Source organism: Moorena sp. SIO3H5 (genome assembly GCF_010692395.1).
In the GTDB taxonomy this organism is placed as follows: domain Bacteria; phylum Cyanobacteriota; class Cyanobacteriia; order Cyanobacteriales; family Coleofasciculaceae; genus Moorena.
This window is the reverse complement of record NZ_JAAHHS010000147.1, coordinates 1-16,765: the sequence shown is the minus strand read 5'-3', so window position 1 is coordinate 16,765 and position 16,765 is coordinate 1. Positions and strand designations below refer to the sequence as shown.

Sequence of the window (16,765 nt, the reverse complement as noted above, 5' to 3'; positions counted from 1 at the left end):
GCTTTGGTGCGGATGGCTCAGGATTTCTCCATGCGATCGCCTCTAATTAATGGTCATGGAAATTTTGGCTCAGTAGACAACGACCCCCCAGCGGCAATGCGTTACACAGAGTGCCGCTTGCAAGCGATCGCTACCAATGCCCTACTCCGGGACATTGAGTCAGAAACTGTAGACTTTGTTGATAACTTTGACGGTTCCCAACAAGAACCGACTGTCTTACCGGCACGGATTCCCCAATTACTACTCAACGGCTCATCGGGGATTGCTGTGGGTATGGCAACCAATATCCCCCCTCATAACCTGGGAGAGTTGGTGGATGGCTTAGTTGGCGTGATCCATAATCCCGAAATCACTGATAAGGAGTTAAGGCGGTATATCCCTGGTCCAGATTTCCCCACTGGCGCACAGATTTTAGGCACATCGGGTATTAAAGATGCTTACACGAGTGGTAGGGGTTCTATAACCATGCGAGGTGTGGCAGAAATTGAAACGATTGGGCAACGAGGTCGTCCAGACAAGGAAGCCATTATTATTACTGAGCTACCTTACCAAACTAATAAGGCCAGCTTAATCGAAAAGATTGCTGAATTGGTTAATGATAAGCGCATTGATGGCATTTCCGATATTCGGGATGAAAGCGATCGCAATGGCATGCGCATCGTAATAGAACTAAAGCGCGATGCTTATCCCAAAGTTGTCCTGAACAATCTCTACAAGCAAACCCCCCTCCAAAGCAATTTTGGAGCAAATATGCTAGCCCTGGTGGGCAATGAACCCCAATTGCTGACCATAAAGCAGTTCTTAAACGTTTTCCTAGATTTCCGCATTGAAACCATTACCCGACGGACTCAATATCAATTGCGCAAAGCTGAGGAACGGGATCATTTACTGCAAGGGTTACTAATTGCCCTAGATAGCTTAGATGCTGTGATTGCGGTGATTCGGGGGGCGGCGGATACGACTACAGCACGAGGACAATTAGTTACAGAATTTAGTTTATCTGAAGCCCAAGCTGATGCTATTTTGCAAATGCAGCTGCGCCGTCTGACTGCTTTGGAAGCCCAAAAGATTCAAGCTGAGCATGAGGAATTACAAGTTAGGATTGCGGATTTACGGGATATCCTAGCTCGCCGAAGTCGCATCCTGGAGATTATTGAAACTGAAGCCCAGCAACTGAAACAGAGCTTTGCCACACCACGCCGCACACAAATTCAACAGGTTGAAGGGGAACTGGATGATACTGACCTGATTGCTAATGAAAAAGCTGTGATTCTGCTGACTGAGCAAGGGTATATCAAACGCATGCCTGTGGATGAGTTTAGAGCTCAAGCTCGGGCAACTCGTGGTAAAGCTGCTGCCAGGATCAAAGATGATGATGAGGTAGAGCATTTCTTCACTTGCTGCGACCACGATAGCATTTTATTTTTTAGCGATCGCGGTGTAGTCTACTCTCTGCGTGCCTACCAAATCCCCGCTGCATCTCGCACCGCTAGGGGGGTACCGATTGTGCAGATGTTACCCATTCCCCACGAAGAAAAAATTACATCTATTGTACCGGTATCTGAATTTACAGATGATGAATATCTAGTCATGTTAACCCATAAGGGTTACATCAAGAAAACTGCTCTAGATGCTTTCAGCAAAATTCGGGCAAATGGATTAATTGCTATTTCCCTTGGGGAAGGAGACCAGTTGAGGTGGGTACTTCGTGCTAGGCAAGAAGACAGCATCATAATTGGGTCTCGTCATGGCATGGCAATTCACTTCAAGTGTGACAATGATCAACTCCGCCCCCTTGGTCGTGCGACCAGAGGAGTTAAGGCTATGAAACTCAAGGGTGATGATGAATTAATCGGTATGGATATTTTGTCCGGTCAAATCATCGCTAGTCTAGCTGCTACTGAGGATTCAGAGGAAGAGACAGAAGACCTTAGTGATTCTGAGATGGTGGAAACAGCTGCTCAGGGTCCTTGGGTATTAATTGTTACCATGGGAGGCTATGGCAAGCGGGTACCGGTATCCCAATTCCGGCTACAAAACCGTGCGGGTATGGGAGTTCGCTCAACCAAATTCCGTTTACCCAAAGACCAACTGGCAGCCCTACAGGTAGTTAATGAAGGGGATGAATTGATGATAGTCACTAGTCGAGGGATTATCATTCGTCAAGCTGTTGATGCTATTTCTCCTCAATCCCGGATGGCAACTGGGGTCAGAGTGCAAAAGTTAGATGACGAAGATGCGATCGCAGCGGTTGCTTTGGTCCCCATTTCAGATCAAGAGCAAGAAATCGAAGAGCCGGAAATCGAAGAGCCACAAACCGAAGAGCAGGAAATCGCAAAGCAGGAACAGTCAGTAGATTCAGAAAAATAGGCCACTAGAAGTGAACCTACAATAAGTTTTTGTAGACGGTTGACGGTTAACCGTCTACAAAACCCACCTTAACTAAACTAATAAACCGGTGCTCTAGGAGGCAAATCAAATGATTCAAACTGCCAAAAAGTTTTACACATTTGAAGAGTATCTTTCCTACCATGATGACACTGACTCCAAGTATGAGCTTGTTAATGGAGAGCTTATTGCTATTCCACCTGCTAGTGGACTACATGCCCTGATTATGCTTTTTTTATTCAAGCAATTTGATAAAGAAATTGAGAGGGTTAGTTTAGATTGGGTGGTTATGCCTGGTAATCTTGGGGTTCGCATAGCTGAGAATAAATCTAGAATTCCTGATTTAGTCATTATCTCAGAAAGTCAGCGGCAAGCTATCCGTTCCATGTCATCAGCGGTGCTGGAATCAGCACCACTACTAGCAGTAGAAATTGTCAGTGCAGGTAATCCCCAAGATGATTACCGCTACAAGCGTTCTGAATACGCAGTGCGGGAAGTGCCTGAATATTGGATTGTTGATCCAATTAAGTCTAAGGTCTCGGTTTTGCGTTTAGTTGATGGGTTTTATGATTTGACAGAATTTACAGGAAATCAAAAGATTGAATCACAAACATTTCCTGAGTTAGCTTTGACAGTTGAACAAGTATTGGCAGCTTAGACTAAGCTCCCTGGTCTCTGCTCCCTAAAACCTAAAACCTAAAACCTAAAACCTAAAACCTAAAACCTAAAACCTAAAACCTAAAACCTAAAACCTAAAACCTAAAACCTAAAACCTAAAACCTAAAACCTAAAACCTAAAAATTTGTACCTCATGGGTATAATAATTGCTATATAATAGCGTAATTACTATTACTTCTCCACCCGATATCCCAACTCTAATAACCGTAAGCGAGATTGTCGCCATTTCGGTTTTACTTTTACAAACAATTCCAGGTAAACTTGACCAGCAACTAACTTTTGAAGTTGTTGACGAGCCGCAGTCCCAATTTGTTTGAGCATAGTACCCTTTTTGCCAATTAAAATCCCTTTTTGGGAGTCTCTCTCTACATTAATCGTAGCAAAAATACGGGTAATTTTTGGTTGCTCCTCCACTAAATCAATAGTAATAGCAACCGAGTGTGGCACTTCCTCACGAGTTAGGAGTAAGATTTGTTCTCGAATCAATTCCCCCATGATAAACCGTTCTGGCTGGTCGGTTAAGAAGTCAGGGGGATAATAATATGGCCCTGGTTCTAAGCATTCAATTAATTTCTGCTGCAATAGGTCTAAGTTATTACCTGTTAGGGCAGAAAATTTGACGAATTCCCAGCCTTGAGCAGTAGCTAGTTTAGCGTAACTAGCATCGATTGATTTTCCCCTACTCTGGCGAGGTTGTATATCTGATTTGTTAACACCAAAAACTACTGGTGTCTTAGTATTACTCAGTAGATCAACAATAAAGCGATCGCCTCCTCCCGCCTCTACTGTACTATCCACCACCAAAAGCACCACATCCACTAACTCAATGGCTATTTGGGCATTTTTTACCAATACCTTACCCAGTTGATGATGAGGTTTGTGAATCCCTGGCGTATCCACAAAAATCAACTGAGCTTGCGGTGTGGTCAAGATACCTCGCAGCCGATTTCGGGTAGTTTGAGCCACGGGCGAAGTGATGGCAATTTTTTGCCCTACCAGTTTATTCATCAGTGTTGATTTTCCCACATTCGGGCGTCCCACAATCGCCACAAAGCCAGACTTAAAGCCCTCTGGAGCAACCGGAATAGTTTCTATAACTGATGGCTTGATAACTTTTTCCTCTAGGTTATCTTGGGAAGAGTCTATGGTCGAATCCTCTTCAGAGTTTTGTTGGTCTTGGATTTGAGAATTGTCAGTCATTGAACCAATCGTAATTTTTATTGTTTTATTATTAAATGTATGTTACCAACGTAGATAGGGACTATGTTGAGGATGTTGTTACAGGGGATAACACCCCGGTTAATTGAGCAACAATATCAGAAATAGAACTGATCGTGGGCTTGAAGTAAAAAATTACAAGTTAGTTGCCCACACTAAAGCAGTGTAGACTAAATACTACTGATGACCAATACCGCTACTTTCCCTGACCTGGAAAATCATTGGGCTAGAGATTGTATAGACCAACTGCGAGAGCGTAAGTTGGTCAGTGGTTACCCGGATGGTAAATTTCGTCCTAATTCTAGAATTACCCGTGCTGAGTTTGCCGTCTTAATGCTGAATGCGTTTCCCTCAGCGCCGATTCAACGAGGTGGTATTCGTTTTCTGGACGTACCTAGTAATCATTGGGCCAAAAATGTGATTCAAGATGCCTACAAGCGGAGATTTTTTTCGGGCTATCCTGGCAGACGATTTAAACCGAATGAGTCGATTTCACGAGTGCAAGCGATCGCGGTCTTAGCAGGAGCAAAGAATTTCCCTATCCCGTCAGATCCCGATGGAACTATCAGACGGTATTTTACTGATGCTACCCAGATTCCCCAGTATGCTAAAAATGCGATCGCATCCGCAGCAATTAATACTATTGTGGTTAACTATCCCAATATCAAACAGGTCAAGCCAAATCAGAGTGCTACCCGTGGTGAAGTAGCGGCTTTGCTGTGTCGGGCGTTAAACATCTATGCTGTCCCACCTCAGTATATTGCTGGAGTGGACGTTTCTCCTGATGATGTTCGTAGTTTACCAGGGCAATTGGATCAGGTGCCTGTCTTTAATAGCAATAGTCCAGAACTAGTCAGAAGTGAGGGAATTTTGCTGTCTACGTTTCCACCGGAAGGGAAACAAGTTCCTTCAGCCCACCTTGACTATGGCTTTAATGGACGGTTTGATATCTTTACCCACCATATTGCTAGAGCAGAGACTCAGGCCGAAACCCATCCCCTTTACCAAGGATTAATAGTTTATAATCCCAATGACACACCTGTTACAGTGGACGTCTTGCAAGGGGCGAGTTATCTGTCTACCCCAGATGCACCATTTATCTCGTTGCCGGATATGGTCGATAATCCCAACGGTACAGTCTATGCTGGTCCTGGCAGTCGTACGATGAATGATGTACTCAGGGGAATTATCCAAGAAATATTTCCCGCCAAACTGGTGCTGAAGGCAAAACAAAGCCAGATGTTAATGAATCAGCCAATTCCAGTTAAACGAGCACCAGCTTCCAATGGTCGTTCTACCATGATGCGCTTACGGAGTGATGGAATGGTGTATTTGGCTAACTTAGCGATGAAAGCCCCTCGTGATGGCAATGGGATTTATCGAGAACCTACGGTAGCAGAATGGCAAAACTTACTGGATACGGGTAGCTTAGCTCAACCCCGTGGACCGATACCCACTCCTCTGGAACCACCTCAAGAACCGACGGTGTTTGGTCGGGTGGCTGGTGTTTCCCAAGGTTCTCAATGGCAAGTGCTGATTCAAGATAATCCAAATGTTAACTATTTGAGTATTCCTCAGCTTGGGCAGGGGTTTTCTTATGTGCTGGGGACTCTACATCTGATTACTCTGAGTACAGGGCAAATTCAAAGTGCTCCGATGTTAAGGCGCTATCCCGATACGGCTTACTTTGCTCACAGTAATTATGGGGTAGAATACAATCTAACTTTGCCATTGAAGAATACTACTAATCAACCCCAAACGGTGACGGTATCGCTGCAAACGCCATTGAAGGATGAGGGGGGTACTGATCGACTGCTGTTTTTGAACCCACTGGTTAAAAACGTGTTCTTTCGGGGTACACTCAGAATAAATTATGATGATGATGATCGAAAGGCTCAGACGCGCTATGTGCATTTAGTGCAGCGACGAGGACAGCCAGGGCATCCATTGGTGACGTTGAATTTAGCCCCTGAAGAAGTTAGGCAGCTAGAGGTGGATTTTCTGTATCCCCCGGATTCGACACCACCCCAGGTGCTGACAGTTCGGACTTTGGAGGGTTAGAAGCGTTGGAAATCGGCTCACAAATACAAGGTCGCAATTTTGCGATCGCACGATCAAATATTGAGCTCGATTCTAGTAGTCTGACGAATTTAGCCTGAATCTGCTATTGTTTAACGTTAGCAGCATACTGAACTTTATCAAAAATAGCTGATGCCAGCAAAAGCGATCAGTATTAACTATTTAGGAGTTTAGTTATTGCTGACGAAGTTTTGCCTAAGATCATCAAACCAGCAGAAATGCTTACTCTAGATGATAGAGATGATCTAGTTACGGCAGCCAGTGTCTAGGGATATACCTAGAATTGGTGTCGTCACCAGAACAACTATATCACACTCAGCTTCCTTGAGAACTGTTGCTAGATAACTATTGATACCTTGACCACTTATGCCTTCTCAAACTTTTATCGTCCGTGCTCACACTCGTACGATTCATACCCGTCCAGTTACCTTTTTTTGCCCAAAATGCAATCATATGACTACTCGTGAGTGCTATCCTGGTAAGCCTCCTAAATACTGTCTCGAATGTAGTCCGAGACGAAAACGTCAGCAAGATGAGCTGTATATACCCGAAAAGGGGATGTTCAAGCCAACACACAATTTGGTTAATCTTACCAATGGCCAGAAGACACCAGTATGTCTGGAGAAGTCTCCCCAAGCTGGATGGCTTTTTGTGAGGACAGCCCTAGATTGGTTTAGCGGGGAAAGCATCATCAAGTATCACACAACTAAAGGGGTTTACAGCCAGGAGGTGCCGCTGGCAGATTATATCGTCGAAGCTCTCCCAGCTGACGAGGTCACCACACCATTTCCATCAGCTACCTCTGGAACTAAGACAGACAAGAAGATTACAAAGAAGATTACTCCTGCTAAATCTTCATCAGAGCTGATTTTAGTAGAACCCTACAGTGTGAAGAAGATGTGCGATCGCTTCCGGTGCGGGGATAGGTTACTCAAGAGGATGCGCACGGACCCAAACTTCAGCCAGTGGAGTCGCTCTCGGGATCCCGAGGGCATCAGTTGGGAGTATCGGCAAGGAAAATATTTTCCTTTAGTTGATCAGCTTAATCAGGTTAATCAAGAATCATCAGACACCTTTGAACCTGAGATCGAGGAGACTACTCCCACTAGTAATGAGTTATCCCAAGGTTTTTTAGTAAAACCCTACAGTGTCAAACAGATCTGCGATCGCTTCCGGTGCGGGGACAGGTTACTCAAGAGGATGCGCACGGACCCAAACTTCAGCCAGTGGAGTCGCTCTCGGGATCCCGAGGGCATCAGTTGGGAGTATCGGCAAGGAAAATATTTTCCTTTAGTTGATCAGCTTAATCAGGTTAATCAAGAATCATCAGACACCTTTGAACCTGAAATAGAGGAGACTACTCCCACTACTAATGGGTTATCCCAAGGTTTTTTAGTAGAACCCTACAGTGTCAAACAGATATGCGATCGCTTCCGGTGTGGGGACAGGTTACTCAAGAGGATGCGCACGGACCCAAACTTCAGCCAGTGGAGTCGTTCTCGGGATCCCGAGGGCATCAGTTGGGAGTATCGGAAAGGAAAATATTTTCCTTTAGTTGATCAGGTTAATCAGGTTAATCAAGAATCATCAGATACCTTTGAACCTGAGATCGAGGAGACTACTCCCACTAGTAATGGGTTATCCCAAGGTTTTTTAGTAAAACCCTACAGTGTCAAACAGATATGCGATCGCTTCCGGTGCGGGGATAGGTTACTCAAGAGGATGCGCACTGACCCAAACTTCAGCCAGTGGAGTCGCACTCGGGATCCCGAGGGCATCACTTGGGAGTATCGGAAAGGAAAATACTTTCCTTTAGTTGATCCGCTTAATCAGGTTAATCAAGAATCAGCAGCCACCTTTGAACCTGAGATCGAGGAGACTACTGCCACCACTAATGGGTCATCCCAGGGGATTTCACTAGAACCCTACAGTGTCAAAAAGCTCTGCGATCGCTTCCGTTGTGGGGATAGGTTACTCAAGAGGATGCGCACTGACCCAAACTTCAGCCAGTGGAGTCGCTCTCGGGATCCCGAGGGCATCACTTGGGAGTATCGGAAAGGAAAATACTTTCCTTTACTTAATCAGCAATAATTTATTAACTCAAACCGAGTCAGCAGATGCGGACGCGTCCGCATCTGCTTTATTATTTTTGGGAGACGAGAAAGTTTGCTCTTTCCCAACTTGGGGTATCTTCCAGTCTGTTCTGCCTCTTCCCCTTCTCGAGTTTCTAGTCAGGGAAAGTAGTTACTGACTTTTCCTTTCCCTGCGCTAGCTGCTACCCGCGACCTAACCTTTAGTTGCCATAGATAAGATTAGGTCAATCATCCGGTTAGAGTAACCCCACTCATTGTCGTACCAAGAGACAACTTTAAAGAAATTAGAATTAAGTTCCATTCCTGCTCCAGCATCGAAAATGCTTGAATGAGGGTCGCCTTGAAAATCGGTGGACACTACTGGCTCCTCTGTATAGCCCAAAATTCCTTTCATCGCCCCAACTGACGCTGCCTTCATTGCTGCACAAATCTCTGGGTAGCTGGTTGCCTTTTGAGTCCTGAAGGTCAAATCTACCACTGATACATCCGGTGTTGGTACCCGTAATGCCATCCCCGTAAGTTTACCTTTCAGTTCCGGTAACACTAGCGTTACAGCTTTGGCCGCACCCGTAGAAGCGGGGATAATGTTTTGAGCAGCACTTCGCCCCCCCCGAAAGTCTTTCTTACTTGGACCATCTACCGTTGGCTGGGTAGCAGTCATGGCATGGACCGTAGTCATTAACCCTTCCGCTAGCCCAAAATTGTCATTAATCACTTTAGCAATGGGAGCAAGACAGTTAGTCGTGCAACTGGCATTGGAAACAATACTATCTTTACCGGGGTCATAGGTATCGTGATTGACACCCATCAACAGGGTGGGAACCAAATCAGGGTTTTTAGTCGGAGCAGAGATTACCACCCGCTTCGCTCCTGCTTCTAAATGCTTAGATGCCCCATCATAGGTGGTAAATAGACCAGTAGATTCTACTACATATTCCACACCGAGTTTCGTCCAAGGCAGTTCCTCTGGGTTTTTAATTGACACACAGGGGATTTTCTTGCCATTGACCACAATTCCATCAGCTTCAGCTTCTACGGTACCCTTGAAACGACCATGGGTTGAGTCGTATTTGAGTAAATAGGCGATAGTCTGTGGTGGAACTAGGTCATTAATGCCCAGCACTTCGATTTCTGGGTAGTTGAGGGCAGCACGAAATACGAGTCGTCCGATACGACCAAATCCATTGATACCCACTTTGACAGTTGCCATGGACAAATCTCCTTTAAGAGGTTTACAAATTTGCGTTTGTCGATAGCGATGCGAACGCCATCACGGAAAACGCACCATTACGGTCTTGGAGAAACTCCCATTCGCTTTCTGCATCAAAACAATGTCATCCAATCGGGAAGATTAATTCTTCCTTTCATGTTGACAGCTGGGAGCATCAAAACTATCATGAACGGATTGCAAAGCAACCAGATGTGAATCAATGATTTTTGCTTAGGCATCCAAGCTATTGTTTATAGCTCATTCTACTCATTATTTGTTAATCCTTTAACTTAATTTAAGACTGTGGTAATTGCTGTTAATTTTTTCCACTGCTCTGTTTTAAACTTTACAGAAATAAAATAGAAGGTAAGCCTTTATAGCGCTACGCGCAAGTCAGAAGTCATAAGTCAGAAGTCATAAGTCAGAACTAAGCTATGACTCACGTTTCAGAGTTTAAGAATGTCAAACACCTTAATGGGTAGTGCTATACATAACCGCTGATAGCTTACTGTTAAATGCTTACCAGAGAATTAACTTTTTCTTTAAATCTAGTCTTTAAATTTTTATCTAAAATTTAATTAAGCTGGTTTTGAAATTAGGTCTATGAAAGTCGCTGTCTTTAGTACCAAAGTCTATGACCGACAGTTTCTGGAAGCTGTTAATTCCCAATATGGTCATGAATTAACTTTTTTTGAACCGCACCTCGATACTCAAACGACTATTTTGGCATCAGGATGTTCAGCAGTATGCGTTTTTGTCAATGATACCCTCAACGGACAAGTGTTGGAAAAGCTGGCGCAACAGGGAACTCGTCTGATTGCTCTACGCTGCGCTGGTTTTAATAATGTCGATGTCACAAAAGCGACAGAATTGGACATGACAGTAGTGCGTGTTCCGGCTTACTCCCCTTATGCGATCGCTGAACATACCATTGGCTTAATGCTAGCCCTGAATCGCAAGATACATCGTGCTTATTCTCGAGTACGAGAAGGAAATTTTTCCCTAGATGGACTCTTGGGATTCGATATGCATGGTCGAACTGTAGGCATTGTGGGAACTGGTAAAATTGGTGTTATCGTAGCCCAAATTCTCACTGGTATGGGGTGTCAATTAGTGGCATATGATCCCTATCCAAACCCGGAGTGTCAAGCTTTAGGGGTCAAGTATGTAGAGCTAGCTGAACTATTTTCTATCTCTGATATTGTCACCCTACACTGTCCCTTAACTCCTGAAAACTATCATCTGATTAATTCCGAAGCTGTAGAGCAGATGAAACCAGGTGTGATGCTAATTAATACTAGCCGAGGGGGATTGATTGATACCAAAGCCATTATCGGTGCCCTGAAATCCAAGAAAATTGGCTATCTCGCTTTGGATGTCTATGAGGGAGAATCTGCCTTGTTTTTTGAGGATTTGTCCAATGAAGTCATTCAAGATGATATTTTTGAACGTTTACTCACGTTCCCTAATGTAATCATTACTGCTCATCAAGCTTTCTTCACTGAAAATGCCCTCGATAACATTGCTGAAACTACCCTATCTAATATTACTAACTTTGAAAAAGGTCTTCCTTGTCCGAATAAAATTATTCTTAATTAATAGGAAATAATCTTAAATCAGCTTGAATCCCAAACCTTAACAACTAGTGACCTCGGCAAAATTCAATCAAAATTTTAGTAATTGGTAGTCCTAATCTAATTACCAATTATCAATTACCAATTACTAAATTAATTGGCCTAAAACGCACTAGGAGGAGGGCCAACAAAGGAACGAGGAGGGAAGACTTGTAAATCAATATGCTGCTCTGGACTGAAATCAAGACCTGCTTGTAGTTGAGCAAATTGTTGTTCTTCAAAGGACAGAGCACCTGTACTTTTATTGTAGGAGATTTGATCAATATCAAGTTCCCCAAAACTAACAATTTCAATCCTATCTGATACTTTTAACCGCGACATCTTCGACATTTAAGACATCTAGTACAACATCACCGACGTGATCGGTAAAGGTGGTATCCCACATCGCCTTGAGGAAAATCCCCACGGCTCCATTGAAATCTCTATGGATTTCATACCCACATTTGGGACATTTAAAATTCTTGGAGGATCCAAGTTTCCTATGGATGTGTCCGCATTTTGTGCAGGTCTTTGAGGTGTATTCCTCAGTTATTCTTACGAGTTTGGAACCGTACCGGTTACACAAATGCCCTAAAGTCTGCGAGAATTGGTAGAATGCCCAACTCATCATCGCGCGAGCAGTTTTACTCCTTAACTTCCTCCTCTTTTTAGCTACCATCTGAGAAGTCTCAAAAGTAGGCAGAACAATAATGTCGTAGTTTCTGGCTAGATAAGACGCTACTTGTTTATGAATCTCAGAACGCAGGTTTTTTATTCTAGTCCGTTGGCGTTCCATGGCTTTCCTGAGCTTGTAACGTAGCCTCTTGAATTTCCTCCCTTTGACTTTGTCATGCTTTGACTTTATTTGGTCGAGATGACTACAAAGCTTGGCTATAAAGCTAAAATCACCATTTCCGAACTCTAAAAAATCCGAACCATCAAATCCTGTTACGAAAGTGCGGACCCCCGGATCTAAGGCAATAATTTTCTCGGTTATTGTTGGTTCAGTCCTTAGAGGCACAGGGAAGTGAGCAAACCACCTACCTTTGTTGAAGGTCAATTCAGTAGATCCCTTAGTCAGTACACAATAGTTGTGTCCCTTGAATTCTGGTAATGGTAGATGTTTTGTAGACGAAACCATCCAGTGGCCATTTTTATAGGCTGTAGGATCGAACTTTAGAGTAGCGGTTTGATCGCGAATACTCCTAAACCTGGCTAGTTTTCTTCCCCTGTCAGGGTTAAGTTTTCTTTTTTTCCCAATACCAATGTACTGTGGCTGTTTTTTCGTCTCCTTCCAGGCGGTGTAAGCTTCCATTGACGCATTGTCTAAAAGTTTTGATATACCTAGATCAATGCACCATTGAGGAATTAATCCAGAACTTTTTAAAAAAGTCCTAAATCCGTGCTTCCCTCCCTTCTTGGTAGTCTTAACATAGCCTTGTTCTCTGTTTAGATAATCAATAGATATGTTGTAGACCTTTCGAGAGGCGGCAACCCACTTCTTCCAGATCTTCTCAAGTTCCTTTACTGGATAAACTCGGTAACTCGCTGTCATCAAGGATTCGTTTTTTGTACTTCCATTGTCCATAGAGTCGGCAACTAAAGACGTGGACGATTGCAAGGATATCTTCGACCATTTCCTGTTCTGGGCTGAGGTGCGTTTCGTCGAGAACCAGTATCTTTGTCTCAAATTTGCCGCACAGCCATGAGATAAGATCGAACCCAAAGCGGCAAAGCCGATCTTTGTGGGCAACGACAATAAGCTCGCAAGTGTTACTGAGAACTCTGTCCAGTAAGGATTGTAGTCCAAATCTTTTGAAGTTGAGTCCTGACCCGATGTCAAAGATGACTTCACAACCGGGGTAACGAGACTTAAGAAAGCGTACTTGTTGTTCAAGGTCACTCTTTTGAGAGCGGCTTGAAACTCTGGCATATAAGATGATGTCTCTTTTTGGTTTGGCTGGTCGAATAGAGACAACTGAATCCAAGTCGTATCTTCTTTGACCTCCCGGCGTCTTGATCCCTTTGATTTTCCAGGCTTCGAGCCATCTTTCGAGAGTTCTCGTTGAAACTCCAAGTCTTTGAGCAGCGACTCTTGGTGGAACATAGTTGACTGACATCGTTCTCCAAAGAGCTACTCTTTAAGTCTAAGGCAAGATGTCGATTAATGTTACGCTTTGTCAGGAGTTTTATTGATCACGACTCAACTCCTCGACCATTGAGACGATCATCCCCAGCTCTATCTTTGAGGGTATCATCCTGTGAGCCACCGCTCAGAGTATCGTTGCCACTATCACCTATGAGAATTACACCAGTTGCACTAGTATTTGTAGTATTTGTTTCCAAGTCCACTAAGTTGAAGTTCAACATTTCTTCGAGCACCTATTCCTATCCAACTCCGAACTCCTTGATTGTGTGCTCTTAGGTATGGTAAGGCTAGCCAATTTGGCAGTATTTGGCCAATTTGACCGATTTATTGGTGCGCGTTTACCCTGTCGGGAAACTCGACCGGGGTCGCACCGATAAATACCATTAAAAATGCTCAATAATTATTGACGTTTGCCGAAAATCTTGCTACCTAAACGAATCATCGTTGCCCCTGCTTTAATAGCTTGCAAATAATCTCCCGACATTCCCATGGATACTTCTTTTAAGTTTAACTGACTTGTTTGATTAAGTTGTTCCTTGAATTTAGCAACTTCTACAAATGCATCAAAAATTTCAGCTTCCGATAACCCCAAGGGAAGAATCGTCATTAGCCCTTGAATATCTAAGGAATCGCAAGCTTCTAATTCTGGCAACGTTTCTAATAACTGCTCAACAGACCAACCATATTTATTAGGATCGGGCAATATCTTGATTTGTAAACAAACCTTAGGTCGTTTATCTAACTCATTAGCTCGCCGATTTAAACTCTGGGCTAATTTTAAATCATCAACGGAATGGATCCAGTCCATTGTTTGAACAGCAAGTTTTGCTTTATTTTTTTGTAAGTGACCGATAAAATGCCAGGAAATATCTTCTAAATCTTGTAACTGTTCCTGCTTAGCGCAAGCCTCTTGCAAGCGATTTTCTCCAAAATCCCGAATTCCAGCACCATAGGCTTCCCGCATTTTGTCTACAGATACGGTTTTGCTAACTGCAATTAAACGGATATTAGGCTTTAACTGTTGACGAATCTGCTGGATATTATCAGTAATAGGTGTAGTCATAGTTAAAGGTATTTTTTCCATGGGAGCATCCCATTTTTGCACATAACACTTTAAATTATTCTTTGAAACCCTAGTATTATCGTTAACTTTAGGGATGGATTGGCAAAATTGGAATGCTCCCTTTTCAATAGTCTTCCCTCTTGGCTTTTTCCTCCATGGCTTCACCCACCAATCACCTTGGACAAATCTTGCAGGATTACCTCAGCTGACTTGTATCTGTCAGCGAAATGATAGCTCACCATCTTTTCTATAATTTGGGCAAATTCTTCAGGTACATCTGCCAGATTACGCCAGATCACTTCACCAGTTTCTGGGGAATTGGGCAATTGATAGGGACGAATGCCAGTTAATCCTTGAATCCCAATCATACCTATAGCATAAATATCACTATTGAAACTGGGGTGTCCCGCTAATTGCTCTGGTGGGGCATAACCGCGAGAGCCAATGGCAACCGTAGCATTGTTTTCCTGACTCTGGTCTGGGCTTTTAATCTGTTTAACTGCTCCGAAGTCAATTAGCACCAGTTTACCATCCGTTTGACGACGGATAATATTGCCAGGTTTGATATCCCGGTGGATCACACCGTATTTATGGATAAAGACTAGAATTTCTAAAATATCTTTTATGATATCCGTTACTTCCTTCACTCCAAGCCGTTTATCTACTGGCAATTCCTCACTAAGGGACTGACCGGGAATATATTCTTCGACTAAGTAAAATGCTTGATCTTCTTCAAAATAAGCTAGTAGTCGAGGAATCTGTGAATGATTACCCAAAATTTCTAATATTTCTGCTTCAGTGTGGAATAGGCGTCTGGCAATTTTCAAGAATTGCGGATCGCTACGAGCCGGTTTCAATTGCTTGACCACACACTCGGGTGAACCAGGTCGCTGAGTATCTTCTGCTAGATGGATTAGACCAAACCCACCTGAACCAAGAACACGCTTGGTTTTATAGCGTCTCGCTAGGAGGTTATGTTCGGGTCGGTACTCTACCGATGTACTATCAGGGTCTGCACCAGCTGTTGGGTTCCAAATTGCTGTGGCATCTTCTTGAGATAAATCGGTTTGTATCGGTATAGTTTTGGTGTTAGTGCTGGAGATGGTTTCGTTTTGTTCTTTCAACAACGCCTGTAACAAGGCTAAGTTCTGTTCCTGTTCTTGAGCTTTTGCTTCAATTTTGCGGCGCTCTTGCTCTGCTTTTATGCTCTCCTGTTTAGCCTTGTAACCGGTGTAAGTCATTACACCAGTACCCGAAAGGATTAATGCCAACGCAGGTCCCACCACTGGTATCCATCCTGAGTTGAGCAATAGCAGGTATGATGTTCCGAGCAAAATACCTAGAGCAATACTCTCAGACAGTACTAAATGTCGAGTTTTGCGGCTCACCCCAACTAACACGCCCCCTATTAGTGTCCAACCCCAAAGCCACAAGCCTTCTGTCCACTCAGACCAAAACCAAAACTGTCCTCTTCCGTCTCCAAGTGCGCCACTGAGCAGTTGACTCACGATTTGACCATGTATCATGACTCCTTGCATATGCTTGCTGTCTTTTTGAGCAAAACTGTAGGGTGTTAAGAAGTCATCATTTTTAATACTAGGAGCATTCATACCGATTAGGACAATCCGGTCTTTGACCAAGTCCGGTTCAATCTCCTCATTGAGCACCTTACTTAAGGTAACGGTCTCAGCAATATCATCAGCAGAGCGGTAATTCAATAAAATTTGGTAGCCTCCCATATCTCCCTTTTGGTAGCCTCCAACTGTAGGAGATATGTTGCTATAGACCGTTTTACCTAGCTTCATCTGTTTTGGGGAGATGCTTTTGGGCTTGATTCCCCGCTTTTCCAAATAGCTTCGCGCTAACTGAAAGCCAAATGATAATCTGGTGCTGCAACCTGGGATGCTGGTATTCTCAAAATATAATGGAGCCCGCCGGACGATTCCATCGGGGTCTTCAAGTAGATTAACAAACCCGACACGATGCTGAGAAATCTTTGGGGGGGCTGGAACACTGGATGCTTCTGATTGACCCCGATAGCAAATTGGAATTATGCGATCGCTACTTTGCAGTAGTTCATTAAATTCAGCATTACCCGGTTCTACCGGACTGTCTCGAAAGATATCCACACCAATAACGGCGGGTTTATGTTGCTCCAGCTTCTGTAATACCTCATACATTACAGCATCTTTGATTGAAGACCCTCCCGGAGCGGTTGTGTCTTTTAAATCTGGCTCAGTCACCTATACTACTAAAAAGCGTTCATCGGGTGGT

14 protein-coding genes are annotated in these 16,765 nt (G+C 43.7%); 6 read left to right on the top strand and 8 right to left on the bottom strand.

Features of this window, described 5'->3' with window-relative positions:
- The coding region (gyrA, locus tag F6K52_RS17225; protein ID WP_293079803.1) for a DNA topoisomerase (ATP-hydrolyzing) subunit A at window positions 1–2,370 on the top strand (2,370 nt) is incomplete at its 5' end.
- Between the two features lie 109 nt (window positions 2,371–2,479).
- Window positions 2,480–3,046 (top strand): Uma2 family endonuclease, encoded by a 567-nt coding sequence (locus F6K52_RS17220; RefSeq protein ID WP_293079801.1) that lies wholly within the window; start codon window positions 2,480–2,482, stop codon window positions 3,044–3,046.
- 191 nt (window positions 3,047–3,237) lie between these two features.
- Here the strand turns inward: F6K52_RS17220 and era are convergent, their stop codons facing one another.
- Window positions 3,238–4,266, bottom strand: a complete 1,029-nt coding sequence (gene era, locus F6K52_RS17215) for a GTPase Era (RefSeq protein ID WP_293079798.1) — start codon at window positions 4,264–4,266, stop codon at window positions 3,238–3,240.
- Window positions 4,267–4,467: 201 nt separating this feature from the next.
- Between era and F6K52_RS17210 the strand changes: the two genes are divergently transcribed.
- A complete protein-coding gene (locus F6K52_RS17210; protein ID WP_293079795.1) occupies window positions 4,468–6,345 on the top strand; it encodes a DUF3370 family protein in 1,878 nt (625 codons plus the stop codon).
- A gap of 471 nt (window positions 6,346–6,816) precedes the next feature.
- Window positions 6,817–8,454 (top strand): hypothetical protein, encoded by a 1,638-nt coding sequence (locus F6K52_RS17205; RefSeq protein WP_293079793.1) that lies wholly within the window; start codon window positions 6,817–6,819, stop codon window positions 8,452–8,454.
- Window positions 8,455–8,649: 195 nt separating this feature from the next.
- Here the strand turns inward: F6K52_RS17205 and gap are convergent, their stop codons facing one another.
- Complete coding sequence (gap, locus tag F6K52_RS17200) at window positions 8,650–9,666, bottom strand: type I glyceraldehyde-3-phosphate dehydrogenase (RefSeq protein WP_293079789.1); 1,017 nt, start codon at window positions 9,664–9,666, stop codon at window positions 8,650–8,652.
- A 48-nt stretch (window positions 9,667–9,714) separates the two neighbouring features.
- On the opposite strand from gap, the gene F6K52_RS17195 reads away from it, so the two are divergent.
- On the top strand, window positions 9,715–9,882 hold the full coding sequence (locus F6K52_RS17195; RefSeq protein ID WP_293079786.1) for a hypothetical protein: 168 nt from the start codon (window positions 9,715–9,717) through the stop codon (window positions 9,880–9,882).
- Window positions 9,883–10,269: 387 nt separating this feature from the next.
- Window positions 10,270–11,265, top strand: a complete 996-nt coding sequence (locus F6K52_RS17190; protein WP_293079783.1) for a 2-hydroxyacid dehydrogenase — start codon at window positions 10,270–10,272, stop codon at window positions 11,263–11,265.
- Between the two features lie 137 nt (window positions 11,266–11,402).
- On the opposite strand, the gene F6K52_RS17185 is transcribed toward F6K52_RS17190, so the two are convergent.
- From F6K52_RS17185 to F6K52_RS17160, 6 genes are all read right to left on the bottom strand, one after another.
- A complete protein-coding gene (locus tag F6K52_RS17185) occupies window positions 11,403–11,621 on the bottom strand; it encodes a hypothetical protein (RefSeq protein WP_293079781.1) in 219 nt (72 codons plus the stop codon).
- Window positions 11,596–12,834 carry a transposase gene (locus F6K52_RS17180; RefSeq protein ID WP_293079779.1) on the bottom strand — a complete coding sequence of 413 codons (1,239 nt, stop codon included), beginning with the start codon at window positions 12,832–12,834 and terminating at the stop codon, window positions 11,596–11,598. The genes F6K52_RS17185 and F6K52_RS17180 overlap by 26 nt, the downstream gene beginning before the upstream one ends.
- Window positions 12,794–13,399 (bottom strand): IS607 family transposase, encoded by a 606-nt coding sequence (locus F6K52_RS17175; protein ID WP_293079777.1) that lies wholly within the window; start codon window positions 13,397–13,399, stop codon window positions 12,794–12,796. The genes F6K52_RS17180 and F6K52_RS17175 overlap by 41 nt, the downstream gene beginning before the upstream one ends.
- 76 nt (window positions 13,400–13,475) lie before the next feature.
- The gene (locus F6K52_RS17170) at window positions 13,476–13,661 is read right to left on the bottom strand and encodes a hypothetical protein (protein WP_293079774.1); all 186 of its coding nucleotides are present in this window, start codon (window positions 13,659–13,661) and stop codon (window positions 13,476–13,478) included.
- A gap of 167 nt (window positions 13,662–13,828) precedes the next feature.
- The gene (locus F6K52_RS17165; protein WP_293079771.1) at window positions 13,829–14,491 is read right to left on the bottom strand and encodes a YggS family pyridoxal phosphate-dependent enzyme; all 663 of its coding nucleotides are present in this window, start codon (window positions 14,489–14,491) and stop codon (window positions 13,829–13,831) included.
- 161 nt (window positions 14,492–14,652) lie between these two features.
- Window positions 14,653–16,734 carry a CHASE2 domain-containing serine/threonine-protein kinase gene (locus F6K52_RS17160; RefSeq protein WP_293079768.1) on the bottom strand — a complete coding sequence of 694 codons (2,082 nt, stop codon included), beginning with the start codon at window positions 16,732–16,734 and terminating at the stop codon, window positions 14,653–14,655.
- Window positions 16,735–16,765 lie beyond the last annotated feature (31 nt).

What these genes read in the sequence shown, in the direction of transcription:
- gap (WP_293079789.1), bottom strand. Translation starts at nt 9,666, where the DNA reads ATGGCAACTGTCAAAGTGGGTATCAATGGATTTGGTCGTATCGGACGA.
- F6K52_RS17180 (WP_293079779.1), bottom strand. Translation starts at nt 12,834, where the DNA reads ATGACAGCGAGTTACCGAGTTTATCCAGTAAAGGAACTTGAGAAGATC.
- F6K52_RS17220 (WP_293079801.1), top strand. Translation starts at nt 2,480, where the DNA reads ATGATTCAAACTGCCAAAAAGTTTTACACATTTGAAGAGTATCTTTCC.
- F6K52_RS17195 (WP_293079786.1), top strand. Translation starts at nt 9,715, where the DNA reads ATGCGAACGCCATCACGGAAAACGCACCATTACGGTCTTGGAGAAACT.
- F6K52_RS17190 (WP_293079783.1), top strand. Translation starts at nt 10,270, where the DNA reads ATGAAAGTCGCTGTCTTTAGTACCAAAGTCTATGACCGACAGTTTCTG.
- F6K52_RS17205 (WP_293079793.1), top strand. Translation starts at nt 6,817, where the DNA reads ATGACTACTCGTGAGTGCTATCCTGGTAAGCCTCCTAAATACTGTCTC.
- F6K52_RS17210 (WP_293079795.1), top strand. Translation starts at nt 4,468, where the DNA reads ATGACCAATACCGCTACTTTCCCTGACCTGGAAAATCATTGGGCTAGA.
- F6K52_RS17185 (WP_293079781.1), bottom strand. Translation starts at nt 11,621, where the DNA reads ATGTCGCGGTTAAAAGTATCAGATAGGATTGAAATTGTTAGTTTTGGG.
- F6K52_RS17175 (WP_293079777.1), bottom strand. Translation starts at nt 13,399, where the DNA reads ATGTCAGTCAACTATGTTCCACCAAGAGTCGCTGCTCAAAGACTTGGA.
- F6K52_RS17165 (WP_293079771.1), bottom strand. Translation starts at nt 14,491, where the DNA reads ATGACTACACCTATTACTGATAATATCCAGCAGATTCGTCAACAGTTA.
- era (WP_293079798.1), bottom strand. Translation starts at nt 4,266, where the DNA reads ATGACTGACAATTCTCAAATCCAAGACCAACAAAACTCTGAAGAGGAT.